Raw genomic sequence first — 22821 nt, forward strand, 5'->3', positions numbered from 1 at the left:
CGGGGATTCCTCTTACTCGGGCAGGGCGATCGGGCCGATGTCGTTGAACACATCACCCGGGCCAGGGTTCTCTTTATGTGTGGACCCGCCGAAGTGCTTCATGATTCCCCACACCGCGTTAAGCGACGTCTGCACCGCGCCTTCCACCCAGGCCGGCGTCCACGATACGTCGTCGCCGGCGATGAAAATGCCGCGCTGCTCCGGCGGCATGTCGTCCTGCATGAAGTGCGCGTACATGCGCTGGTTGTAGCGATAGTGGCCGGGCAGGGCGCCCTTGAACGCACCGAGGAAGTGCGGGTCGGCTTCCCACGACACGGTGATCGGATCGCCGATGATCCGCGCGGCGATGTCGACTTTCGGGTAGATCTTCTTCAACGCATCCAGCGCCAGTTTCACGCGTTTTTCCACCGGGTGCGGGAGCATCTTCAGCGCATCGCTCATCCACGAGTACGAAAGGCAGATCACACCGGGTTTGTCGTCGCCGTTGTCGAACAGGTAGGTGCCGCGGGTCAGGCGATCGGTGAGGGTCATGCTCATCAGGTCGCGGCCGGTTTCCGGGTCCTTGTCCTTCCAGAACGGGCGGTCGACCATCACGAAGGTCTTCGATGATTGCATGTAGCGAGTGCGGTCCAGGGCCATCCACATCTTTTGCGAGAACAGGGTTTCGTCGCATTCGATCTGGGTGGTCAGCAGCCAGCTCTGGCAGGTGGTCAGAACGGCCGCGTATTCGCGGGTATCGCCGTTGTTGTCGGTGACCGCGAAACGTCCGTCAGGCGCGTGGGCGATTTTCTTTACCCCTGAGCGCGGGGCACCGTGATGCAGCGACTTGAGGCTGGTGCCTGCCGGCCAGTGTACGCAGCGCTCCGGCGCATGACGCCAGATGCCTTGCGGTACTTGTTCGACGCCGCCGACCACCAGGTGCTGGTGATCGTCGCAGTTGGTCATCACCACGCGGAAGATTTCCAGCATCGAGTTGGGGAAGTCCGAGTCCCAGCCGCCGGTACCGAAACCGACCTGGCCGAACACTTCGCGGTGATGGAACGACAGTTTGGCGAAGGCTTTCGACGTGGCGACGAAATCGTAGAAGGTACGGTCGTCCCACAGCGGAACCAGCGTGTTCCACAGCTCTTTCAGGCGCGGCACGTCACGGTCGCGGATTGCCTGCTGGATATCGGCGAACTGCGAGCCGGCCTCCAGAGCGTCAGCCCAGGCGTCAGCCACTTCCTGGAACAGTGCAGGAAGATCCTTCAGGCTCTGTGCGTAATGGGTTTTGCCTTCCAGGTCGATCACGGTGCTGCCGGAGGCCGGGGTCAGCGGGTTGGGGAAGGGCTTGGTCTCGAGGCCGAGTTTGTCGACGTAGTGATAGAACGCGGTGGACGACACCGGGAAACGCATGCCGCCGAGCTCGGCGACGATGCCGTCGGTACCGTTGAACGCTTGCGAACGCAGACGACCGCCGAGTTTCGAGGCCTCATACACGACCGGTTTCAAGCCGAGTTTCATCAGCTCATAAGCCGCCACCAGACCCGCGATACCGGCCCCGACGATCGCCACTTCGGCGCCGTGGTTGTGCTCGGGAATGCTGCCGAGACCGGCCGGGTGTTCGATCCAGTCGTCGAAGGCGAAAGGAAAGTCCGGGCCGAAAATGGTGATCGGTTTCTTACCGTCTGCAGGATGGCGATTGTTCTTGTTCATGGCTGACCTTGCTGGCGACCCGACGCTGGAGGCGCGTCTGAGTATAGGAAAAGATGCCAGCCATTCTAGGGAGCGTAGAACACGTTAATAAGACGCAATGTGTCGTCGTTTTGAGTGCATGTACTGCAATCTGACGATTTTATTGGTCAGACTGGATGGCCGCGATCAATCTTGCTGCTGAGAATGATTGAAGTCGTGGTTTTCTCCACACCGTCTACGCTGCCGATCTGATCCAGAAGTTGATCGAGCTGTTCCGGCGAATCGGTCCGCAGCCACGCTACATAATCGAATTCGCCACTCACCGCGCACAATTGCTGCACCTGGGCCATCGCGCTCAAACGGCGCAACACCTCTTTGCCGGAGCGTGGCTGCACCTTGATCCCGACGTAAGCCTGCAATCCGCCGTCCACCACGCGCTGGCCCAGACGCACGCCGTAGCCGGTGATGACCTTGGCCTTTTCCAGCCGCGCCAGTCTTGAAGTCACGGTCGTGCGGGCGATCCCCAATTGCCGGGCCAGCATCGCCACGCTTTCACGGGCGTTGATTTGCAGGGCAGCGATCAGCTGGCGATCGATTTCATCGAGCACGGGTGGGCGGATGTCGGGCAAGGGCAGGCTCCAGCGGTACGGATCAATGTGGCTGCATGTTACAGACTCGTCACGCGAGGCGCTTGTGAGCGCTGATTGAGTGGAGAGGCATTAGGCAGTCACCGGGGATTTTACTGAAACAAAAGAACAGACAAATGATTTGACTTGCCTGCTGCCTTTATCAAAAATGGCCTCAAGAGCGCGAAATCTGCTGCCTTGCAGGGCCTCAGCAGACGTAGGTACCTCAGCGATGCTGCAACATCGGTGTAAGGTGAGACCTCTTCATCCCATTTCCTGAGGATGCCAATATCAGGATTCAAATATTCAAGGGGAGCCAACAGGCTCCTCTTTTTGTTTGTCCTGAAGAATGTATCTCTTGTAGAGAAGTTCGCCCTGACGGTGCTTGTTCATCGCTCTTGCCGGAGCATGCATGAAGTTCCACAGGACGTGTCCGTGCCTGACATCTACCACGACGAGCATGTCATTTTTTGCCTCATAGGCGTTGATGAAAGCCATGCGGTATCCGCCGTTGTCGTACAGCACTCTCCATATTTCAAACGGCCCCGTCAGCGTGTCAATCGCATGCCGAGCGTAGCGCTCTCGTGAGTCAGCGCGTTTTTCGACGATGTGGGCGAGTTTGTCCCTCATGACCGCAACGTTTCCGATCGGTGTGAGGATAGTGACTGCGAGTAATGCCTCATCGATGAATCCGAAATGAGTCAGGAGAATTCTGAGGGCTCCTTGCGCATCGTCTGCCCTTTTCACTTCATCAATTGCGGCCGAGCGAAGCTCCCTGGCCAGTGTTCGCAGGTCGGGCAAAGCTAAGTCGATCCATGTTTGTTGGCCACCTGATTCTTTTATAAGTGGCGCAGCATTCACGAGCATGAAAGTAATCCCTGGCGAACAGCGGCGCCCGGAGATTACTCGTTCGGAGAAAAGGTCAACAAGGCCGAAAACTGAGTGAAAACACAGCTTGGGAAATAACCTACAGACCTCGCGGTAGTCTTCCGAATATGGCGCTTGTAACGACCGTAATCGCCAAACGACAGGCGAAAAAAAGCCGCACATAAGCGCGGCTTTTTCATGTTTGGTGGGCCCACACGGACTTGAACCGTGGACCAAAGGATTATGAGTCCTCTGCTCTAACCAACTGAGCTATAGGCCCTCAGTAGGCCGCGGATTATAGCGACGGTTTCTCGGCTGTGCTATCCGAAAAATCCGATACGGATATGCGAAGAAACGTCGCGGCGAATTCCTCGGGTGGGAGCGGCAGGCTGACGATGTAGCCCTGGATCTGTTCGCAGCCTTCGGCAGCGAGGAATTGTTGCTGGGCCTGAGTTTCCACACCTTCGGCAATTACTGTGAATTGCATGCTGCGGCCCAGGGCGATGATGGCGCGGACAATCGCCGCGTCGTGGGGGTCGTCGGGCAGTCCGCGGACGAAAGACTGGTCGATCTTGAGGATATCCAGTGGCAGGCGCTTGAGGTAACTCAGTGAAGAATAACCGGTGCCAAAGTCGTCGATGGCCAGTTGCACGCCCAGGTTTTTGAGCTGGTGCAGCACCGCCAGGGCTTCTTCGGCCTGGCTCATGATGAAGTTTTCGGTAATTTCCAGTTGCAGTAATTCCGGTTGCAGGCGGTTGTCCTTGAGCAGTTGCTCGATGCGTCCCAGCAGGTTCGGTTGGCGCAGTTGTGCGCCGGCGAGGTTCACCGACAGCGGGCCGAGGGATTCATAGATCTGGCCCCACTCGAACATCTGCCGGCAGGCGGTTTCCAGCACCCAGTCGCCGATTTGCAGAATCATCCCGTTCTCTTCCGCCAGCGGGATGAAATGCTCTGGCGGTACTTCGCCGAAGTTCGGGTGGCGCCAGCGGATCAGGGCTTCGGCGCCAACCAGGCTGTGATCGTCGAGGCTGATTTTCGGTTGGTAATAGAGATACAACTCCTCGCGTTCGATGGCTCGACGAAGTTCGTGCTCCAGTGCTACCCGTTCGCTGGCCTGGGCGGTGAGGTCGCGGGTGTAGCTTTCGACCCGGTTGCGACCCTTGGCCTTGGAGCGGTACATCGCCGCGTCCGCATTTTTGATCAGGGTCGCGACATCGCAGCCGTCGCGCGGGTAAAGGCTGGTGCCGATGCTGGCGCTGATGAAGAACTCATGCTCACCAGCCTGGAACGGTGCGCCAAAGCAGTTCAGCAGTTTGGTGGCGATGTTGTCGGCATCGCCGGGTTGCTGCAGGCCGGGCAGCAGAATAATGAACTCGTCGCCCCCCAGCCGCGCCACGGTGTCGATATCACGCAGTTGTTCCTTGAGGCGTACGGCGATGCCCTTGAGCAGCAAATCGCCGACCGGATGACCGAGGCTGTCGTTGATGTGCTTGAAGCGGTCGAGGTCGAGGAACAGCACTGCGCCCTGGCCGCCGTTTTCCTGCTGGCTGTTGAGTGCCGTCAACAGACGGCTTTCGAACAGCGTGCGGTTCGGCAGGCCGGTGAGCGGGTCGTGATGCGCCTGGTAGTCGAGTTTGGCCTGGGCGTGCTTGAGGCTGGAGATATCGGCGAATACTGCGACGAAGTGGGTGATGAATTTGTCGCGGTTGCGCACGGCGCTGATGGTCAACCAGCTCGGGTACAGCTCGCCGTTCTTGCGCCGGTTGGAGATTTCGCCCTGCCAATGGCCTTCGTCGGTCAATTGATGCCACATCGCCGCATAGAACGCGCTGTCGTGCAGGCCGGATGCAAGCAGGCGCGGAGTGTGACCGAGCGCTTCACTTTCGCTGTAACCGGTGATTTCGGTGAACGCCCGGTTTACGGCACTGATGTGTTGCTGGGTGTCGGTGATCAGCACGCCTTCGGCGGTACTTTCGAACACGGTCGCGGCCTGTTGCAGTTTTTCCTGCATCAGGTGGCGTTCGGTGATGTCCCGGGCGATGGTCAACATGCAGTCTTCGTCGCCGATCGGCAGCGGACGGCTGGACACCTCGCAAAGGCGGATCTGCCCGTCGCTGCGGCGGATATGGCAGCTGAAGTCGCGAACGAACCCGTCGCGGTGCAGCAGGTCGAGCATTTGCTTGCGTTCGTTGAGGTTGACCCAGATGCCCAGGTCCAGCGCCGAGCGATCCACCGACATGGCGCTGTTGAAACCGGTGATACGACTGAAACCTTCGTTGACCTCCAGCAGCAAGCCATCGCTCTGGCGCGACAGCAGCAGACCGTCAGGCGAGGCGTGGAAGGCCTTGGCGAACTTCTCCTCGGAGGTTTGCAGTTGCTGCTGGGTTTCCTTGAGCTGGGTAATGTCGCGCACCACCACGACCAGCGCCGGCGTGGTGTCGAGTTCGAAGGGTTCAGCGGAAATCAGCCCGGTGAACACCTGACCATTGTTGCGGCGAAAGGGCATCTCCAGATTGCGAATGCTGCCGGCTTGTAGCCGCTGAAGGAGGCCCGGGCCGACTCCGGGAATGCCCCATATGTTGAGTTCGGTGGCGGTCTGGCCAATCACCTCTTCGGCCTTGAGCCCGATCTGTTCCTCAAAAGCCTCGTTAACCTCCAGCAAGCAGCCGTCCGAGAGCCGGGCGATGACCAGGATGTCCGGGCATTGCTGGAATACCGACGCGAACTTCTGTTCCGACAGGCGCAACGCCTCTTCAGTGCGTTTGGTTTCGCTGATGTCGATCATCAGGCCACGCATTACCGGTTCGTGGCCGTGTTCGATCAGGCTGACGATGTCACGTACCCACAAGCAACGGCCGTCAGCAGTGATCACCCGGTAATCGAGGCTGTGATCGCGCCCGGCCAGCACCTCGTGATCGCAAAAACTTTGAGCGCGAGTCAGGTCGGCGGGGTGGATGATGTTGCGCCAGAAACCCGGAATCAGCCAATGGGACAGTGGATAACCGAGCAGGTCTTCGGCGTGGGGCGACACATAGCTGTAGGTGAAATCGCTGATCCGCGCTTCCCAGGCGATGGCCGAAAGACTCTCCACCAGTCCGCGATAGTGGTATTCGCTGCTGCGCAGTTCCTGTTCGAGGTCGATACGCCGGGCGATTTCCGAACTCAGGCGGCGGTTGATGCGGATCACCACCGCCAGCACGATGACCAGAAGCGAGAGACCTGGTAAGCCGTAAACCAGCAGATCTGACCAGAATGTCCGGTGATCGAGGACGTTGCCGACCCAGTGCTCCTGAATGCTGCTGATTTCCTCCGGGGACATATCGGCAAGAACCTTGTCCAGAATCCCCACCAGCATTTTGTTGTCCCGAGGAACGCCCATCGCCAGTTGGTAGCGATAAGGGGTTTCGCCACTGACATACAAACCATCCAGTTTGAGCTGGCGCAGGCTCCAGACACTGGAGGCCAGGTCGCCAACCACTGCGTCCACTTCATCGGTGGCCAGGGCCTGCAGCGCAGAGCTGACATTGGGCATCGCCACCAGGTTCAGGTCGGGGTGATGGGTGCGCAGCAGCTCATGGGGGGCGTAGTTTTCCACTACGGCGATTTTCAGACCGTAAAGCTCCTCGAGTTTGCGCGGTTGCGGGCCGCCGACGTGGGCGAGGATGACGATCGGAAAGTCGAGATAAGGGCGGGTGAATGACAGGTAACTCTGGCGTTCCGGTGTGGACATGATCCCCGGCAGCAGGTCGATCGTGCCGTTTTTCGCCTGTTCGAGCACCACCGTCCAGCTCACCGGCTCAATGGGCGTGAGTTTGATCGCCAGGCGTTGGCGAATCACATCGATATAGTCCGCAGCCAGGCCCTGATAGCGGCTCTGATCGTCGCGGAATTCGAAGGGTGGCCACGACGCATCGACACCCAGGCGCAAGTCCGGGTGAGCCGCCAGCCAGCTACGTTCTTCATCGGTCAGAGTCAGCGCGTCAGCCGTTGCGGTCCAGATCATCAGTGACAGCAAAAAAAGCACGGACGCCAGTCTGGGCATAACGGTCTCGTTATGGCTCGGGGGAATGTTTCGAGTGTAGACGGGCTGTGCGCGGGGGGAGGGCGGAGCTGGGTATTTAATCTGCCGTAAAAACAAAACCCCCGGCCTGGGCCGGGGGTTCTGGTATCACTCGTCGAGGAAGGAGCGCAGATGCTCGCTTCGCGTCGGGTGGCGCAGCTTGCGCAGCGCCTTGGCTTCGATCTGACGGATCCGCTCACGGGTCACGTCAAACTGTTTGCCGACTTCTTCGAGCGTATGGTCGGTGTTCATGTCGATACCGAAACGCATGCGCAGTACCTTGGCTTCACGGGCAGTAAGGCCGGACAGCACTTCGCGGGTCGCTTCTTTCAGGCTCTCGACAGTGGCGACATCGATTGGCGACTGCATGGTCGAGTCCTCGATGAAGTCACCCAGATGAGAGTCTTCGTCATCACCGATCGGGGTTTCCATGGAGATCGGCTCTTTGGCGATCTTCAATACCTTGCGGATCTTGTCCTCAGGCATTTCCATACGTTCACCCAGCTCTTCCGGGGTGGGTTCGCGACCCATTTCCTGCAGCATCTGCCGGGAAATACGGTTGAGCTTGTTGATCGTCTCGATCATGTGCACCGGAATACGGATGGTGCGAGCCTGGTCGGCGATCGAGCGAGTGATCGCCTGACGGATCCACCAGGTGGCGTAAGTCGAGAACTTGTAACCACGACGGTATTCGAACTTGTCCACCGCTTTCATCAGACCGATGTTGCCTTCCTGGATCAGGTCGAGGAATTGCAGGCCACGGTTGGTGTACTTCTTGGCGATGGAGATCACCAGACGCAGGTTCGCTTCAACCATCTCTTTCTTCGCACGGCGGGCTTTCGCCTCACCGATCGACATGCGACGGTTGATGTCCTTGATCTCGGCGATGGTCAGGCCGGTCTCGGTTTCCAGCGCAGTCAGCTTCTGCTGGCAACGGATGATGTCCGGTTGCACGCGGGCGATGGCTTCGGCGTACTTGCTCTTGCCTTTCGCCAGGGCGTCGGACCAGCTTTCGTCGACTTCGTTGCCCGGGAACTGGCGCAGGAAGTCGGCACGAGGCATACGAGCATCACGTACGCACAGTTGCATGATCGCACGCTCTTGCTGACGCAGACGATCCAGGGCGCTGCGAACACGTTCGACCAAGGCTTCGAATTGCTTCGGCACCAGTTTGATCGGCATGAACAGCTCGGCCAGCGCCAACAGTTCGGCAATCGCCGCCTTGTTGTGACGACCGTGCTTTTTCAGGGCCTTGCGGGTGATTTCCATCTGATCGGCGACAGCACCGAAGCGCTGTGCGGCAATGACCGGATCCGGACCGCTTTCGGCTTCTTCTTCGTCATCGGAAGCTTCGGCATCGTCATCGTCGTCGGATTCTTCGGCTTTCGCCGCTTTCGCGTCGATCGGCGGCGGCACTTCGGCGGCAGGCGGCGCAATGCCGTCGTCCGGGTCGATGTAACCGCTCAGAACGTCGGACAGGCGACCACCTTCGGTGGTGACGCGAGTGTACTCGGAGAGAATATGGTCAACCGTGCCGGGGAAGTGCGCGATGGCGCTCATTACTTCACGGATGCCTTCTTCGATACGCTTGGCGATTTCGATTTCGCCTTCACGAGTCAGAAGCTCGACCGTACCCATTTCACGCATGTACATGCGCACCGGATCAGTGGTGCGACCGATATCGGTCTCCACCGCCGCCAACGCAGCGGCTGCTTCTTCCGCAGCGGCCTCGTCGGTATCGGCGTCGGCCAGCATAAGGGCGTCCGCATCCGGAGCACTCTCGTGTACGGGGATCCCCATGTCGTTAATCATGCGGATGATGTCTTCCACCTGCTCCGGATCTGAAATATCCTCGGGCAGGTGGTCGTTGACCTCGGCGTAAGTCAGATACTTCTGCTCACGACCCAGTTTGATCAACTCAATAATACGAGACTGCTGTTGCGCTTTTCCGGACATAACACCCTATCCACTGAAGGTCTTGGCGGGCAAAAAACAAGCCGAGGATTATACCTGAGCTATGACCTCACGCGCCAGTTGAGGTCGGGTTTGATGCGGAAACATTGCGACTTAAAAGGTCGCGCAGTTGATTTTTCTCTTCGGCGCTCAGTTCGCTTTGACGCGCTTTCCTGAGCAGTTGTTCCAGATTTCGCTCGCGTTGGCGGGCTGACAAGCTAGTAATGGTGTCGAAAAATTGTTGTTCAAGGTTGTCTCCGTCAATCAGCCATTCCTTTTCCGCCAACGCCTTGAGCAGGCGACCCTGTTCGGTTCCGTGCCATCGCGCGATCAACTGAAATGAGTTTAGCTTGGGATTCTTCTGTACGGCTTCGAGCAGTGCCACGAGCAGTTGTGCATTGGTCTGGTTCTCGTCCGCGAAATGCCCGGCGTCCTCGACTTTTTCCGCCAGTTGCGGGTGATGCAGCAAGGTTCTCAGGGCGGCCAGGGTCGGTGGTTCGACGGCGGCCGGCACGCGTGGGGCACGTGGTTGGTCGCGATCACCCCCGCGCTTGCCATTCTTCTCCCACGGTTTCTTGTCCCATTTCTTGCCGCCGGCGCCGGGTTTCTTCGGCGTCCACTCCTGCTGCGGCACATACATTTCCTGTGCCTGCGGCTGATGGTAGTCGCTGTAGTCCGGCATGGCGTCGTAATCAATGCCCGGGTCGTAGGCCGGCGGCGCTTCCTGCGGCGCGCTCTGGGCCAGTTGGCTGACGCTTTCGCTGCTCAGGCCGGTGATCTCGGTCAGGCGCTGACGCATCAGGATGCGCAGGTTGGCGCCGGGTACCTTGTCGATCAGCGGTGCTGCGAGCGTGGCCATGTGGGCCTTGCCCTCCAGCGAGCGCGGGTCGGCTTCTTCGGTCAGTTGCTGGAAGAAGTAGTCCGCCAGCGGCTGCGCGTGCTGATTGATCCGGGCGCGGAAGGCGTCAGTGCCCTCGGCGCGAATCAATGTGTCCGGGTCTTCGCCTTCGGGCAGAAACAGAAAGCGTGCACGGCGTCCGTCCTGCAGGCTGGGCAGTGTTGCTTCCAGTGCGCGCCAGGCAGCATTGCGGCCGGCCTGATCGCCGTCGAAGCAGAACAGCACGTTCGGCACGACGCGAAACAGGCGCTTGAGGTGTTCTTCGCTGGTAGCGGTACCCAGTGTCGCGACGGCATTGCGCAGGCCTTGCTGGGCCAGGGCAATGACGTCCATATAGCCCTCGACGACGATGATTTCGTCGAGGTTGCGATTGTTCTTGCGTGCCTCATACAGGCCGTAGAGTTCCTGGCCTTTATGGAACACTGGAGTTTCCGGCGAGTTCAGGTACTTTGGCTTGTCATCGCCGAGTACTCGGCCGCCGAAGGCGATGATCCGTCCGCGGGTGTCGCGGATCGGGAACATCACGCGATCGCGGAAGCGGTCATAGCGTTTTCCGGTTTCAGCGTTTTCGATCAGCAGGCCGGCCTCGATCATGGCTTTCTGCTGCAAGGTGTCGCTGCTCAGGTGTTTGAGCAGGTTGTCCCAGCCCGGTGGTGCGAATCCGAGACCGAAGTCGCGGGCGATCTCGCCGGTCAGGCCGCGACCCTTGAGGTAATCCACCGCTGCCTTGCGTGCCGGATGGCCCTTGAGCGCCTGCCGGTAAAAGTCGGCGGCGGCGGTGAGCAGCGGGTACAGCGGTGAGTCGGTCGGCTGGCGCGGTTTGTTCGAGCGGCCGCCTTCTTCACGCGGCACTTCCATTCCGGCGGCTTTGGCCAGGTCTTCGACAGCCTGGGGGAAGTCCAGGTTGTCGTGATCCATGAGAAAGCCAAGGGCGTTGCCGCCGGCGCCGCAGCCGAAGCAGTAATAGAACTGCTTGTCGGGACTGACGCTGAACGACGGGGTTTTCTCTTTATGGAACGGGCAGCAGGCGGTGTAGTTCTTGCCGGCCTTCTTCAATTGCACGCGCGAGCTGACCACATCGACGATGTCGGTGCGGTTCAGAAGGTCGTCAATGAAGCTCTGGGGAATCAGCCCGGCCATGGCGTTCTCGTCTGTGCTGTAAGGGATCCGATGCGAAAGGCAGCCGGACGCGGGTCATTGAGTGATGCGCGCACATTGGGCGGCTCGACCGGTGTCGTTTGCGTAATCGCTGTCGGGAAGTGTATCTGCCGAAAATCCACTGACGTTAGTGTTCATCAGTCTTCGACTATTCGAAAATGTTGCGCTGAATCCGCTGGCGGCCGGCGATCGGCCTCGGATAGCTCATGAAGCGGGCACGCAAGCAGGTGCCTTGGGCTGATCGTCGTAAGAGGAATCAGTGGGTGTGCTCGTCAGTAGCCTTGAAAGGCTCGTCAGAAAAGACGTGCACCGCTGGCAAAAAAGCCAGGCCTGACGCGGTGAAGCGGGTTTGTCTCGGTCGCATCTGCGGCTTCGACGGTGAAGCATCAAGCGTTTTACGCAAATGCCATTAGCCCGGCTGAGGGCCGGGCTTGGCAGAAGCTTGCTACGATCGTCTGTGTATTAGTACAGACGAACGGCGCGGCGCTGTTCGCGCTGAACTTTCTTGGCGTGACGCTTAACAGCAGCAGCTGCCTTGCGCTTACGCTCAGAAGTTGGCTTCTCGTAAAATTCGCGGCTACGAACTTCAGCCAGTACACCGGCTTTTTCGCAGGAGCGCTTGAAACGACGCAGAGCTACGTCGAAGGGTTCGTTCTCTTTAACTTTGACGGCTGGCATCCAGAGCTACCTTCATTCATTACCGGGGTCAACATCCTCGCGGCAAAAGAGCACTTGAAGACGTCGGTTTTTAAGGGTTGCGGATGTTAACCCCTCATCGCTCGGAATGCAAAGCCTCTGATCGAAAACCGCTGGTCGGGGCATCACGCGGCGACTATTATGCGCGCCTTCGAATTCAGCCTAAACAAGGCGCAAACCCATGCTAGTACTGGGATTAGAAACTTCCTGCGACGAAACCGGCGTCGCTTTGTACGACAGCGAGCGCGGACTGCTGGCCGACGCGCTGTTCAGTCAGATCGACCTGCACCGCGTCTATGGCGGCGTTGTGCCGGAGCTCGCATCGCGCGATCACGTCAAGCGCATGCTGCCCCTGATTCGTCAGGTGCTGGCCGAGGCCGACTGCGTGCCGACCGAAATCGACGCCATCGCCTACACCGCGGGTCCCGGTCTGGTCGGGGCGCTGCTGGTGGGGGCTTCGTGTGCCCAGGCGCTGGCGTTTGCCTGGGGCATTCCGGCGCTCGGCGTGCACCACATGGAAGGCCATTTGCTGGCGCCGATGCTGGAGCCGAAACCGCCGGAATTCCCGTTCGTCGCTTTGTTGGTGTCCGGTGGTCATACGCAGCTGGTTCAGGTCGATGGCATCGGCCAATACAGCCTGCTCGGCGAGACGCTGGACGACGCGGCGGGCGAAGCCTTCGACAAGACTGCAAAAATGATGGGCCTGAATTATCCGGGCGGTCCGGAAATCGCCAAGCTGGCAGAGAAGGGCGTCGCAGGACGTTTCACCTTCCCGCGTCCGATGTGTGATCGCCCGGGCCTGGATTTCAGCTTCAGCGGCTTGAAGACCTTCGCTCTCAACACCTGGCAGCAGTGCGTCAGCGCCGGGGACGACAGCGAGCAAGCCCGTTGCGACATCGCGCTGGCGTTCCAGCAGGCCGTGGTGGAGACTTTGACCATCAAGTGCAAGCGTGCCCTCAAACAGGCGGGCATGAAGCGGCTGGTAATCGCCGGCGGCGTCAGTGCCAACAAGGCGCTGCGGGTTTCGCTGGAGAAAATGCTCGGCGACATGAAGGGCGATGTGTTTTATGCCCGTCCCGAGTTTTGCACCGATAACGGCGCAATGATCGCGTTTGCCGGCTGCCAGCGGTTGCAGGCCGGCCAGCAGGAGAGCCTGGCGATCAGTGTGCAGGCGCGTTGGCCGATGGAGCAATTGTCGGCGCTGTGATGAGCGGCGCTCACGGTCGGTATTTAAAAATGCCGTTCGCGCCCGGCGAACAGGTCGCGTAGATTGCCCCGGTGGCGCCAGACGATCAGCAGTGTCAGCGTGCTCATCGGCAACAGGGCCGCCGGTTCCTGCCAGGCCAGCAACGGCAGGGTCAGCGGAGTGGCGATCAACGCCGCCAGCGAACTGGTGCGGGTCAGGTAAAACGTCAGCAGCCAGGCGCACACGGCCAGCAGCGCAGCGGGTGGATACAGGCCCAGCAGCATGCCGGCCGCCGTGGCGACGCCCTTGCCACCGCGAAAGCGAAAGTACAAAGGGAACAGGTGACCGATCACGGCGCAGACGCCGATCCACGCCTGATCCTGTAGCGAAAGGCCCATTGCCGAAGCGATCAGCACCGGCAGCAGGCCTTTGCACAGATCACCCAGCAGGGTCAGGATCGCGAGTTTGCGTCCGGCCAGGCGCAGCATGTTGGTGGCGCCGGCATTACCCGAGCCACTCATTCGCGGATCCGGATTTCCGGTCAGGCGGCTGAGCAAAATGGCGAAGGACAGAGAGCCGAGCAGGTAGGCGAGGATCGCCAGTAACCAAAACATGCTAACTATTCCGGGCGAGGACGCCCTGATTCTAACGGCGCATTGCGCCCTTGTCGTGCAGCGGAGAAAAGTGCTTGGACAGAGTGTTTATCGAGGGCCTGGAAGTCGACACCGTGATCGGTGCCTACGACTGGGAGCGCGGCATCCGACAGTGCCTGCGTCTTGATTTGAGCTTCGCCTGGGACAATCGCCCGGCCGCCGCCGGTGACGACCTGACCCTGGCGCTCGATTACGCCAGTGTGTCCACACGGATCCAGGCCTTTGCGGAGCAATCCCGGTATCAACTGGTCGAGACCTTCGCCGAGCGTCTGGTTGAGGTGCTGATGAGCGAATTCAAGATCACCTGGGTGCGCCTGAAGCTGACCAAGCCAGGTGCCGTACCGGCCGCCAAGGGTGGTGTGGGTGTGGAGATCGAGCGCGGATGTCGCTGACCCAGGTCTATCTCGGGCTCGGCAGCAATATCGAGCGCGAAACCCATTTGCAGGCCGGTCTGGATGCCTTGTCCACGTTTCTGGTGGATATCCACTGTTCGCCTGTGTTCGAAAGCCAGCCGGTGGGAATAAAGAGCGGGCCGTTCTTCAACTTCGTGGTGTCGGCGTTCACCGATCTGCCGTTGATCGAACTGGATCGCCGATTGAAATTCATTGAAGCGGACAACGGTCGTTACGCGCCGGATCGCAAGGGCTTGCCGCTGGATATCGACGTGTTGCTGTACGGCGATCTGGCGGGCAACTTCGACGGGCTGATCCTGCCCCGTGCTGAAATCCTGAAAAATGCCTTTGTGCTGTGGCCGCTGTCGCTGATTGCGCCGGATCGGGTGCATCCCGGTGCAGGAAAAAGCTTTGCCACGTTGTGGGCCGAAGCGCAGATCGATCAGGTGCTGGCACCGGTCGGATTTGAGTGGCGCGGTACTCAGCTCACGCCTTCAGATCTGTCTTGAACAGTTTGATCCGCCCGCGCGAGGGCGGATCAGGTGTTTTCAGGACGCCGCCGATTCCTTGTAAGCCTTCAACGCCTTGAGCCGTTCGCGCTTGAGCGCCTCGCCCAGTTCCGGGCCTTTGAATCCTTTCTCCAGCAACGGCTGCACGGCCACACTGCGGGCCACATTGGCCGCGCCGCGCAGGTAATCCGCCTGTGGATAACTGCGCTGCTCAAGCCCTTTGCGGCCTCGGGCGTCCATCTCGCACGCGACGATGAATTCTTCGAAACGCTGTGGCCGACGGTAAACGTCAAAGCTTTGCAGTAACTCGAGCAAGGTCGAAGCCTTCAGCTCCAGGGCGCGATGCCCGTGGGTGTGATATTGGCCGACCAGCAGGGCCAGCTCCTGACAGTCCTTCGGTGCCTTGAAGCGCTCGTTGACCGCTTTGATCAACTTCAGGCCTTTGTGCTCATGGGCAATGTGTCGAGGCCATTCCTCTTGCGGAGTAACGCCTTTGCCCAGGTCGTGCAGCAGGCAGGCCCAGCGCACGGTCAGCGGTTGTTTGTGCAGGGCTGACTGCTCAAGCACGCTCAGGGTGTGAAGGCCGCTGTCGATTTCCGGGTGATGGGCTTCCGGTTGCGGTACGCCGAACAAGGCATCGACCTCTGGCATCAGCACCTTCAAGGCGCCGCAGTCGCGCAGTACCTGAATGAACACTTGGGGCTGATCTTCCATAAGCGCGCGGGAAATCTCTTTCCAGCTGCGTTCGGCCGTAAGGGCTTGCAGTTCGCCCGATTCGCTGAGCTGACGCATCAGCTCCAAGGTCTCCGGCGCCACCCTGAAACCAAGTTCCGCGTAGCGGGCGGCAAAGCGCGCAACGCGCAGTACCCTGAGGGGATCTTCGGCAAAAGCGGGGGAAACGTGGCGAAGAACCCGATCTTGCAGATCGCGTTGGCCGTGGTAGGGATCGGTCAGGTTTTGCTGATCGTCTTCGGCCATGGCGTTGATCGTAAGGTCACGGCGGATCAGATCTTCTTCAAGCGTGACCTCGGGGCTGGCGTGAAAGGTGAAACCACCATAACCACGACCGCTCTTGCGCTCGGTGCGGGCGAGGGCGTACTCCTCGCCGCTTTTCGGGTGAAGAAAGACAGGAAAGTCTGCGCCTACAGGGCGAAACCCGTTGGCGAGCATTTCTTCGGTGGTGGCACCGACCACCACCCAATCGATATCGGTGACCGGTTTGCCCAGCAGGCGATCACGTACCGCACCGCCGACCTTGTAAATCTGCATAAAAAACCTCCGTTGGCCCGACAGGATAACCCTTGCGCCGGACTTCTGGAGGTCTCAACGGAATCAAAGATGAATGACGGCCAGGTCGAGTCGACCGTAATCCCCCTCGCTGTGTTCGCTGCGGGGCGGAACATGATGGGTCTTCATGATCTGGTCGCCTTGCAGGGTTTCCAGATGAATGTCAAAGCCCCATAGTCGGTGCAGGTGTTTAAGAACCTCCTCGGTGGAATCGCCCAGCGGTTTGCGGTCGTGTTGCTGGTGGCGCAGGGTCAGCGAGCGGTCGCCGCGGCGGTCGATGCTGTAGATCTGCACGTTCGGTTCGCGGTTGCCCAGGTTGTACTGCGCGGCCAGGGTCTCGCGAATGATCCGGTAACCGCCCTCGTCATGGATTGCGGGCACCAGCAGATCGTCCTTCTGATCGTCATCGAGGATGCTAAACAGCTTCAGGTCGCGGATCACCTTGGGTGACAGGTACTGCAGGATGAAACTCTCATCCTTGAAGCTGCTCATGGCGAACTTGATGGTCGACAACCAGTCGCTGCCGGCAATTTCCGGGAACCAGCGGCGGTCTTCTTCTGTAGGTTCTTCGCACATTCGCCGGATGTCGCGATACATCGCAAAACCCAATGCATACGGGTTGATGCCGTTGTAATAAGGGCTGTCGAACCCCGGCTGGAATACCACGCTGGTGTGGGAGGTCAGAAACTCCATCATGAAGCCGTCGGTCACCAGGCCTTCGTCGTACAGGTCGTTCATCAGCGTGTAGTGCCAGAACGTCGCCCAGCCTTCGTTCATCACCTGAGTCTGGCGCTGCGGATAGAAATACTGGGCGATCTTGCGCACGATCCGCACGATCTCGCGCTGCCAGGGTTCCAGCAGCGGGGCGTGTTTCTCGATGAAATACAGGATGTTTTCCTGCGGCTCGGCCGGGAAGCGCGCGCTGTCCTTGTCGCTGTACTTGTCCGCGCCTTTGGGAATCGTGCGCCACAGGTCGTTGATCTGCTTCTGCAGGTGTTCTTCGCGATCCTTCTGCCGACGCCGCTCTTCTTCGGCGGAAATCGGATACGGACGTTTGTAGCGGTCGACACCGTAATTCATCAGGGCGTGGCAGGAATCCAGCAGATCCTCCACGGCATCGATCCCGTGGCGCTCCTCGCACTGCATGATGTACTGCTTGGCGAATACCAGGTAATCGATGATCGAACTGGCGTCGGTCCAGGTGCGGAACAGATAGTTGCCCTTGAAGAAACTGTTGTGGCCGTAGCAGGCATGCGCGACCACCAGTGCCTGCATGCAGATGGTGTTTTCTTCCATCAGGTAGGCGATGCACGGATCCGAGTTGATCACGATCTCGTACGCCAGCCCCATTTGCCCGCGACTGTAGGATTTTTCGGTGCTGAGGAAGTGCTTGCCGTAGGACCAGTGGTGATAGCCCAGCGGCATGCCGACCGACGCGTAGGCGTCCATCATCTGCTCGGCGGTAATTACTTCGATCTGGTTGGGGTAGGTATCCAGGGCATAACGGGCCGCAATACGGGCGATTTCACGGTCGTACGTCTGGATCAGCTCGAAAGTCCATTCCGAGCCGGTGGAAATGGGTTGGCGCTTCTGCTCTTTGGCGGTCATGTCACTAACCTGCGCTGGAAGAGTTCACGGAAGACCGGATAGATATCCCCGGCCGAGACCAGTTGTTGCTGGGCAAAAGTGTCGGAAAAGGCTTCGGCGATGCGCTCGTACTCGTACCACAAGGCCTGATGTTCGCGCGGGGTGATCTCCACGTAAGTGTAGTACTGCACGAACGGCATGATCTGGTTGATCAGGATGTCGCGGCAGATCGGCGAGTCGTCGTTCCAGTTGTCGCCGTCGGAAGCCTGGGCGGCGTAAATGTTCCACTCGTTGCTCGGGTAGCGCTCGGCCATGATCTCCTGCATCAGCTTGAGTGCACTGGAAACGATGGTGCCACCGGTCTCGCGGGAATAGAAAAACTCTTCTTCGTCCACTTCGCGGGCGCTGGTGTGGTGGCGGATGAACACCACGTCGATCTTGTCGTAGTTCCGCTTGAGGAACAGGTACAGCAGGATGAAGAAGCGCTTGGCGATGTCCTTGGTCGCCTGGGTCATGGAGCCGGAAACGTCCATCAGGCAGAACATCACGGCTTTGGAGCTTGGATTGGGTTGCTTGACCAGCAGGTTGTATTTCAAATCGAACGTATCGAGAAACGGCACGCGGTGGATACGCGCACTGAGACGCTCGATTTCTGCTTCAAGATCCTGAATATCCCCGAAGTTGTCCGGTTCTTCGCGTTTGAGTCGCGCCAGTTCCTCTTTGACCTCGCGCAATTTGGCGCGGCTGCTGCCCGATAACGCAATGCGTCGCGCATGAGCCGAGCGCAGGGTGCGGATGATGTTGATCCGCGACGGATTGCCCTCGTTGCTGATCCCGGCGCGCACGGTCTTGAAGGTATCGGTGCCGGTCAGGTTGCGCTTGACCAGGTTGGGCAGTTCGAGGTCCTCGAACATGAATTCGAGGAATTCTTCCTGAGTGATCTGGAAAACGAATTCGTCCATGCCTTCGCCGGAGTTGCCGGCCTTGCCCGGCCCACGGCCTCCGCCACCTCCCGGCGGACGGGCGATGTGTTCGCCAGCAGTGAATTCCTTGTTGCCGGGGTGAACCACGGTCTGCTTGCCGCCGCGACCATGGTGAAGCACCGGTTCGTCGATATCGCGACCGGGAATGCTGATCTGCTCGCCGTGCTCCATATCGGTGATGGAACGCCGGCTGACCGCCTCTTCGACAGCCTTCTTGATGTGGTCACGGTAACGCCGCAGGAAGCGCTGACGGTTCACCGTGCTCTTGTTCTTGCCATTGAGACGTCGGTCGATCACATAGCTCATAGGAGGCCCTCCGGGCAGCTTCAAGTAGTGAGCTGCGAGCCGCAAGTGCAGGCATATGCCCTGGCATCAGGCTCATGCGCTTTTTACTTGCAGCTCGAAGCTTGTAGCTTGCAGCTGCTTTACTGCGATTTCCGGACCCGCAGATACCACTCGGAGAGCAGTCGTACCTGTTTGTCGGTATAGCCGCGTTCGACCATTCGCGTAACGAAGTCGTTGTGCTTCTGTTGATCCTCTTTGCTGGCCTTGGCATTGAAGCTGATGACTGGCAGCAGGTCTTCGGTGTTGGAGAACATTTTCTTCTCGATGACCACCCGCAGTTTTTCGTAGCTGAGCCAGGTCGGGTTCTTGCCGTTGTTGTTGGCCCGGGCGCGCAGTACGAAGTTGACGATTTCGTTGCGGAAATCCTTCGGATTGCTGATGCCGGCCGGTTTTTCGATCTTTTCCAGCTCCTCGTTGAGAGCAACGCGGTTGAGGATCTCGCCGGTTTCCGGATCGCGGTATTCCTGATCCTGAATCCAGAAGTCCGCATACAGCACGTAGCGGTCGAAGATGTTCTGGCCGTACTCGCTGTAAGACTCGAGGTAGGCGGTCTGGATCTCCTTGCCGATGAATTCGATATAACGCGGTGCCAGGTACTCTTTCAGGTAACGCAGGTAGCGTTCGCGGGTCTCGGCCTGGAACTGTTCCTGTTCGATCTGCTGTTCCAGCACATAGAGCAGGTGTACCGGGTTGGCGGCAATTTCGTGCGGATCGAAGTTGAAGACCTTGGACAGAATCTTGAAAGCGAACCGGGTCGACAGACCGTTCATGCCTTCGTCGACGCCCGCCGCATCGCGGTATTCCTGGATCGACTTGGCCTTCGGATCGGTGTCCTTGAGGTTTTCGCCGTCATACACGCGCATCTTCGAATAGATGTTGGAGTTTTCCGGCTCCTTCAGGCGTGACAGCACGGTGAACTGCGCCAGCATCTTCAGGGTATCCGGCGCGCAATGGGCCTTGGCCAGGGAGCTGTTGAACAACAGCTTGTCGTAGATCTTCACCTCGTCGCTGACCCGCAGGCAGTACGGCACCTTGACGATGTAGATCCGGTCGATGAAGGCTTCGTTGTTCTTGTTGTTGCGGAAGGTATGCCACTCCGATTCGTTGGAGTGAGCCAGCAGAATCCCGGTGAACGGAATCGCACCGAGGCCTTCGGTACTGTTGTAGTTGCCTTCCTGGGTCGCAGTCAGCAATGGGTGCAGCACCTTGATCGGTGCCTTGAACATTTCGACGAATTCCATCAGGCCCTGGTTGGCCCGGCACAGCGCACCGGAGTAGCTATAAGCGTCGGCGTCGTTCTGCGGGAACTCTTCGAGTTTACGGATATCGACCTTGCCCACCAGCGCGGAGATGTCCTGGTTGTTTTCGTCACCCGGTTCGGTCTTGGCCACGGCGATCTGATTGAGGATCGACGGGTACAGCTTGACCACGCGGAACTGGCTGATGTCGCCGCCGAATTCGGCCAGGCGCTTGGTGGCCCATGGCGACATGATGGTGTTCAGGTAGCGCCGTGGAATGCCAAAGTCTTCCTCGAGGATCGCGCCATCTTCGGTGGCGTTGAACAGACCCAGTGGCGATTCGAATACCGGCGAGCCCTTGATGGCATAGAAGGGCACTTTTTCCATCAGTTGTTTCAGCTTCTCGGCCAGGGACGACTTACCGCCGCCGACAGGGCCGAGCAGATAGAGGATCTGTTTCTTCTCTTCCAGGCCTTGGGCGGCATGGCGGAAATACGACACGATCTGGTCGATGCATTCTTCCATCCCGTGGAAGTCTTCAAAGGCCGGATAGCGGCGGATCACCTTGTTGGAAAAGATTCGCGACAGCCTCGAATTGGTCGAGGTGTCGAGCAGTTCCGGTTCGCCGATGGCCATTAACAGACGCTCGGCGGCGGAAACGTAGGCACTGCGATCCTTTTTGCACAGTTCCAGGTACTCCTGCAGGGAGAATTCTTCCTGGCGTGTGGACTCGAAGCGTTGTTGGAAGTGGCTAAAGATACTCATGACGTCACCTCGCTCGATACGTGGAGCCGACGCCGGATCACTCAGTCGATGCTGGCAAGCAGCCGCTGTGGCAGCTGATTGTTTACCCCCCAGAACACTTTCGCGGTCGACAACCTTGAAAGTCACTCCCGATGACCCGTGCGCCGGTGTACCGGCTCTCCCCTGTTTTGGATGGCCTGGGCTTAAGGATAGTTGGGAATTCGGGAGGTAAAGGCGAGATACGTAATTAGTTGTGGCAAGACCGTTCGTCTGCCGGCGCGGGCCCACGGGAGCCGGGGCCTGCGCGTTACAAAAAAATTATTCGGAGCTGCCTTGCGCGGTTTCCGAAGGAAAGGTCGTACGCCACAGTTCGAAGCCGCCGTCCATGCTGTAGACGTCGGAAAAGCCCTGGCTCACGAGATACGCGGCGGCACCCTGGCTCGAGTTGCCGTGGTAGCAGACCACGACGGTGGGGGCATCGAGGTCGGCGCCCTGGATGAAAGCATGCAGGGAATGATTGTCCAGATGCTTCGAGCCGCTGATGTGCAGTGCGGCAAATGTTGCCGGGTCACGGACGTCGACGACCACGGCGCCTTGCTCGCGCAGGGCCTGGGCCTGTTCCGGGGGGATACGTTTGAATTCGCTCATGGCGGGCTCCTGTGGCTCGGCTGAAAACGCAGTCTAGCGCGGGGCGCTGACGGGAGAAGATTCGGTGATCAGTGGTGCGACGGTGGGCAGGACGGCCCCGTGTTCGTCGCATTTGCATGAAAGGCGTTCGCCGCTGTCGACATTCATCAGGGTCAGGCTGCCGCCCCAGACGCAACCGGTGTCGAGGGCTGCAATACCCGGCTCGTGGACGATGCCTTCCAGTGCCGCCCAGTGGCCGAAAATGATCCGCAGGCCACGGGTCTTGCGCTCCTTGTGCTGGAACCAGGGCTTGTAGCCCGGTGGCGCGGTATCGAGGCCTTCCTTGCTCTTGAGGTCGAGCTTGCCTTCGGCGGTGCAGAAACGCATGCGGGTGAAATAATTGGTGATCACCCGCAGGCGAGTCACGCCTTTGAGGTCGCTGTCCCATTTCGCCGGCTCGTTGCCGTACATGCCGTCGAGGAAGGGTGGAAGCAGGTTGTCATCACGCAATGCGGCCTCGACTTCGGCAGCGTATTTGAGCGCTTTGCGCAGCGACCATTGCGGCGGGATACCCGCGTGCACCATGGCCACTTCACGTTGTTCGTCGTAGTGCATGAGTTTCTGCTGGCGCAGCCACTCCATCAGTTCGGCGCAGTCGGGCGCTTCAAGGATTTCACCCAGCGTGTCGGACTTCTTCATGCGCTCGATGTTCTTCGCCGCTGCCAGCAGGTGCAGGTCGTGATTGCCGAGCACGCAGACCAGCGAGTCGCGCATGCCATAAAGAAAGCGCAGGGTTTCCAGTGACTGCGGGCCCCGGTTGACCAGATCGCCGACCAGCCACAGGCGATCCAGGGTTGGGTCGAACGCGACCTGCTTGAGCAGGCACTTGAGCGGTTCGAGGCAGCCTTGCAGGTCGCCGACGGCATACGTCGCCATCAGTGCAGGGCTCCGGGAACGGCGAGGCGGAAGGGCTTGATGATCGCATCGAAATGCTTGCCGTCGTCGGCGACCATTTCGTAAGTGCCTTGCATGGTGCCGACCTTGGTAGTCATGACCGTGCCGCTGCTGTAGGTGTGGCTTTTTCCAGCGCCGATCAACGGTTGCTGGCCGACCACGCCGGCGCCGCGCACTTCTTCGACATGCCCGTCGCCATCGGTGATGACCCAGTGGCGCGACATCAGGCGGGCCGGTTGCTCGCCATTGTTCTGCACGGTGATGGTGTAGGCGAAGGCAAAGCGCTCGTGCTCGGGTTGCGATTGGTCTGCCAGATAGTGGGTAACGACACTGACATCGACCTGGTAGCGAGGATCGGACATGCAAAAGGCCTTAAAAACGAAG

At 59.4% G+C, this 22821-nt stretch carries 18 protein-coding genes and 1 tRNA gene; 3 read left to right on the forward strand and 16 right to left on the reverse strand.

Features of this window, described 5'->3' with window-relative positions; all coding sequences use genetic code 11:
• Positions 1-12 precede the first annotated feature (12 nt).
• The 8 genes from QLG12_RS24590 to rpsU form a co-directional block, all read right to left on the reverse strand.
• A complete protein-coding gene (locus QLG12_RS24590; RefSeq protein ID WP_064380322.1) occupies positions 13-1695 on the reverse strand; it encodes an NAD(P)/FAD-dependent oxidoreductase in 1683 nt (560 codons plus the stop codon).
• A gap of 146 nt (positions 1696-1841) precedes the next feature.
• Positions 1842-2303 carry an Lrp/AsnC family transcriptional regulator gene (locus tag QLG12_RS24595; RefSeq protein ID WP_007959884.1) on the reverse strand — a complete coding sequence of 154 codons (462 nt, stop codon included), beginning with the start codon at positions 2301-2303 and terminating at the stop codon, positions 1842-1844.
• Positions 2304-2606: 303 nt separating this feature from the next.
• Positions 2607-3167, reverse strand: a complete 561-nt coding sequence (locus QLG12_RS24600; protein WP_282475367.1) for a PBECR2 nuclease fold domain-containing protein — start codon at positions 3165-3167, stop codon at positions 2607-2609.
• 203 nt (positions 3168-3370) lie between these two features.
• Positions 3371-3447 (reverse strand) — tRNA-Ile (locus QLG12_RS24605).
• A gap of 15 nt (positions 3448-3462) precedes the next feature.
• Entirely contained in the window at positions 3463-7209 is a 3747-nt protein-coding gene (locus QLG12_RS24610) for an EAL domain-containing protein (protein WP_282475368.1), read from the reverse strand.
• A gap of 126 nt (positions 7210-7335) precedes the next feature.
• On the reverse strand, positions 7336-9183 hold the full coding sequence (rpoD, locus tag QLG12_RS24615) for an RNA polymerase sigma factor RpoD (RefSeq protein ID WP_039768067.1): 1848 nt from the start codon (positions 9181-9183) through the stop codon (positions 7336-7338).
• Positions 9184-9250: 67 nt separating this feature from the next.
• Positions 9251-11218 (reverse strand): DNA primase, encoded by a 1968-nt coding sequence (gene dnaG, locus QLG12_RS24620; protein ID WP_197867325.1) that lies wholly within the window; start codon positions 11216-11218, stop codon positions 9251-9253.
• Between the two features lie 480 nt (positions 11219-11698).
• Entirely contained in the window at positions 11699-11914 is a 216-nt protein-coding gene (gene rpsU / locus QLG12_RS24625) for a 30S ribosomal protein S21 (RefSeq protein ID WP_002551877.1), read from the reverse strand.
• Positions 11915-12113: 199 nt separating this feature from the next.
• Here rpsU and tsaD point away from each other — a divergent pair, with 199 nt between their 5' ends.
• On the forward strand, positions 12114-13139 hold the full coding sequence (tsaD, locus tag QLG12_RS24630; protein ID WP_039768071.1) for a tRNA (adenosine(37)-N6)-threonylcarbamoyltransferase complex transferase subunit TsaD: 1026 nt from the start codon (positions 12114-12116) through the stop codon (positions 13137-13139).
• A 23-nt stretch (positions 13140-13162) separates the two neighbouring features.
• On the opposite strand, the gene plsY is transcribed toward tsaD, so the two are convergent.
• A complete protein-coding gene (gene plsY, locus QLG12_RS24635; protein WP_007959895.1) occupies positions 13163-13732 on the reverse strand; it encodes a glycerol-3-phosphate 1-O-acyltransferase PlsY in 570 nt (189 codons plus the stop codon).
• Between the two features lie 74 nt (positions 13733-13806).
• Here plsY and folB point away from each other — a divergent pair, with 74 nt between their 5' ends.
• Positions 13807-14163 (forward strand): dihydroneopterin aldolase, encoded by a 357-nt coding sequence (folB, locus tag QLG12_RS24640; protein WP_064380331.1) that lies wholly within the window; start codon positions 13807-13809, stop codon positions 14161-14163.
• Positions 14154-14672, forward strand: coding sequence for a 2-amino-4-hydroxy-6-hydroxymethyldihydropteridine diphosphokinase (gene folK / locus QLG12_RS24645; protein WP_197867326.1), 519 nt, complete (start codon positions 14154-14156; stop codon positions 14670-14672). The genes folB and folK overlap by 10 nt, the downstream gene beginning before the upstream one ends.
• A gap of 39 nt (positions 14673-14711) precedes the next feature.
• Here folK and QLG12_RS24650 read toward each other — a convergent pair whose 3' ends face one another.
• From QLG12_RS24650 to apaG, 7 genes are all read right to left on the reverse strand, one after another.
• Entirely contained in the window at positions 14712-15941 is a 1230-nt protein-coding gene (locus tag QLG12_RS24650) for a multifunctional CCA addition/repair protein (RefSeq protein WP_197867327.1), read from the reverse strand.
• A gap of 63 nt (positions 15942-16004) precedes the next feature.
• A complete protein-coding gene (locus QLG12_RS24655) occupies positions 16005-17567 on the reverse strand; it encodes a SpoVR family protein (protein WP_197867328.1) in 1563 nt (520 codons plus the stop codon).
• Complete coding sequence (locus tag QLG12_RS24660; RefSeq protein WP_011336212.1) at positions 17564-18835, reverse strand: YeaH/YhbH family protein; 1272 nt, start codon at positions 18833-18835, stop codon at positions 17564-17566. The genes QLG12_RS24655 and QLG12_RS24660 overlap by 4 nt, the downstream gene beginning before the upstream one ends.
• A gap of 119 nt (positions 18836-18954) precedes the next feature.
• Positions 18955-20877 carry a PrkA family serine protein kinase gene (locus tag QLG12_RS24665; RefSeq protein ID WP_011336211.1) on the reverse strand — a complete coding sequence of 641 codons (1923 nt, stop codon included), beginning with the start codon at positions 20875-20877 and terminating at the stop codon, positions 18955-18957.
• 297 nt (positions 20878-21174) lie between these two features.
• Positions 21175-21504 (reverse strand): thiosulfate sulfurtransferase GlpE, encoded by a 330-nt coding sequence (gene glpE, locus QLG12_RS24670; protein ID WP_039768079.1) that lies wholly within the window; start codon positions 21502-21504, stop codon positions 21175-21177.
• 33 nt (positions 21505-21537) lie between these two features.
• Complete coding sequence (locus QLG12_RS24675; RefSeq protein WP_236194893.1) at positions 21538-22419, reverse strand: symmetrical bis(5'-nucleosyl)-tetraphosphatase; 882 nt, start codon at positions 22417-22419, stop codon at positions 21538-21540.
• Positions 22419-22799, reverse strand: a complete 381-nt coding sequence (apaG, locus tag QLG12_RS24680; protein ID WP_064380341.1) for a Co2+/Mg2+ efflux protein ApaG — start codon at positions 22797-22799, stop codon at positions 22419-22421. The genes QLG12_RS24675 and apaG overlap by 1 nt, the downstream gene beginning before the upstream one ends.
• Positions 22800-22821: the final 22 nt, after the last annotated feature.

It is taken from the genome of Pseudomonas sp. V88_4 (genome assembly GCF_029967985.1).
Lineage (GTDB): Bacteria > Pseudomonadota > Gammaproteobacteria > Pseudomonadales > Pseudomonadaceae > Aquipseudomonas > Aquipseudomonas glycinae.

What these genes read in the sequence shown, in the direction of transcription:
- QLG12_RS24655 (WP_197867328.1), bottom strand. Translation starts at nt 17,567, where the DNA reads ATGACCGCCAAAGAGCAGAAGCGCCAACCCATTTCCACCGGCTCGGAA.
- folK (WP_197867326.1), top strand. Translation starts at nt 14,154, where the DNA reads ATGTCGCTGACCCAGGTCTATCTCGGGCTCGGCAGCAATATCGAGCGC.
- plsY (WP_007959895.1), bottom strand. Translation starts at nt 13,732, where the DNA reads ATGTTTTGGTTACTGGCGATCCTCGCCTACCTGCTCGGCTCTCTGTCC.
- QLG12_RS24600 (WP_282475367.1), bottom strand. Translation starts at nt 3,167, where the DNA reads ATGCTCGTGAATGCTGCGCCACTTATAAAAGAATCAGGTGGCCAACAA.
- QLG12_RS24590 (WP_064380322.1), bottom strand. Translation starts at nt 1,695, where the DNA reads ATGAACAAGAACAATCGCCATCCTGCAGACGGTAAGAAACCGATCACC.
- dnaG (WP_197867325.1), bottom strand. Translation starts at nt 11,218, where the DNA reads ATGGCCGGGCTGATTCCCCAGAGCTTCATTGACGACCTTCTGAACCGC.
- rpoD (WP_039768067.1), bottom strand. Translation starts at nt 9,183, where the DNA reads ATGTCCGGAAAAGCGCAACAGCAGTCTCGTATTATTGAGTTGATCAAA.
- QLG12_RS24665 (WP_011336211.1), bottom strand. Translation starts at nt 20,877, where the DNA reads ATGAGTATCTTTAGCCACTTCCAACAACGCTTCGAGTCCACACGCCAG.
- QLG12_RS24610 (WP_282475368.1), bottom strand. Translation starts at nt 7,209, where the DNA reads ATGCCCAGACTGGCGTCCGTGCTTTTTTTGCTGTCACTGATGATCTGG.
- QLG12_RS24660 (WP_011336212.1), bottom strand. Translation starts at nt 18,835, where the DNA reads ATGAGCTATGTGATCGACCGACGTCTCAATGGCAAGAACAAGAGCACG.
- rpsU (WP_002551877.1), bottom strand. Translation starts at nt 11,914, where the DNA reads ATGCCAGCCGTCAAAGTTAAAGAGAACGAACCCTTCGACGTAGCTCTG.
- QLG12_RS24675 (WP_236194893.1), bottom strand. Translation starts at nt 22,419, where the DNA reads ATGGCGACGTATGCCGTCGGCGACCTGCAAGGCTGCCTCGAACCGCTC.
- apaG (WP_064380341.1), bottom strand. Translation starts at nt 22,799, where the DNA reads ATGTCCGATCCTCGCTACCAGGTCGATGTCAGTGTCGTTACCCACTAT.
- tsaD (WP_039768071.1), top strand. Translation starts at nt 12,114, where the DNA reads ATGCTAGTACTGGGATTAGAAACTTCCTGCGACGAAACCGGCGTCGCT.
- QLG12_RS24650 (WP_197867327.1), bottom strand. Translation starts at nt 15,941, where the DNA reads ATGCAGATTTACAAGGTCGGCGGTGCGGTACGTGATCGCCTGCTGGGC.
- glpE (WP_039768079.1), bottom strand. Translation starts at nt 21,504, where the DNA reads ATGAGCGAATTCAAACGTATCCCCCCGGAACAGGCCCAGGCCCTGCGC.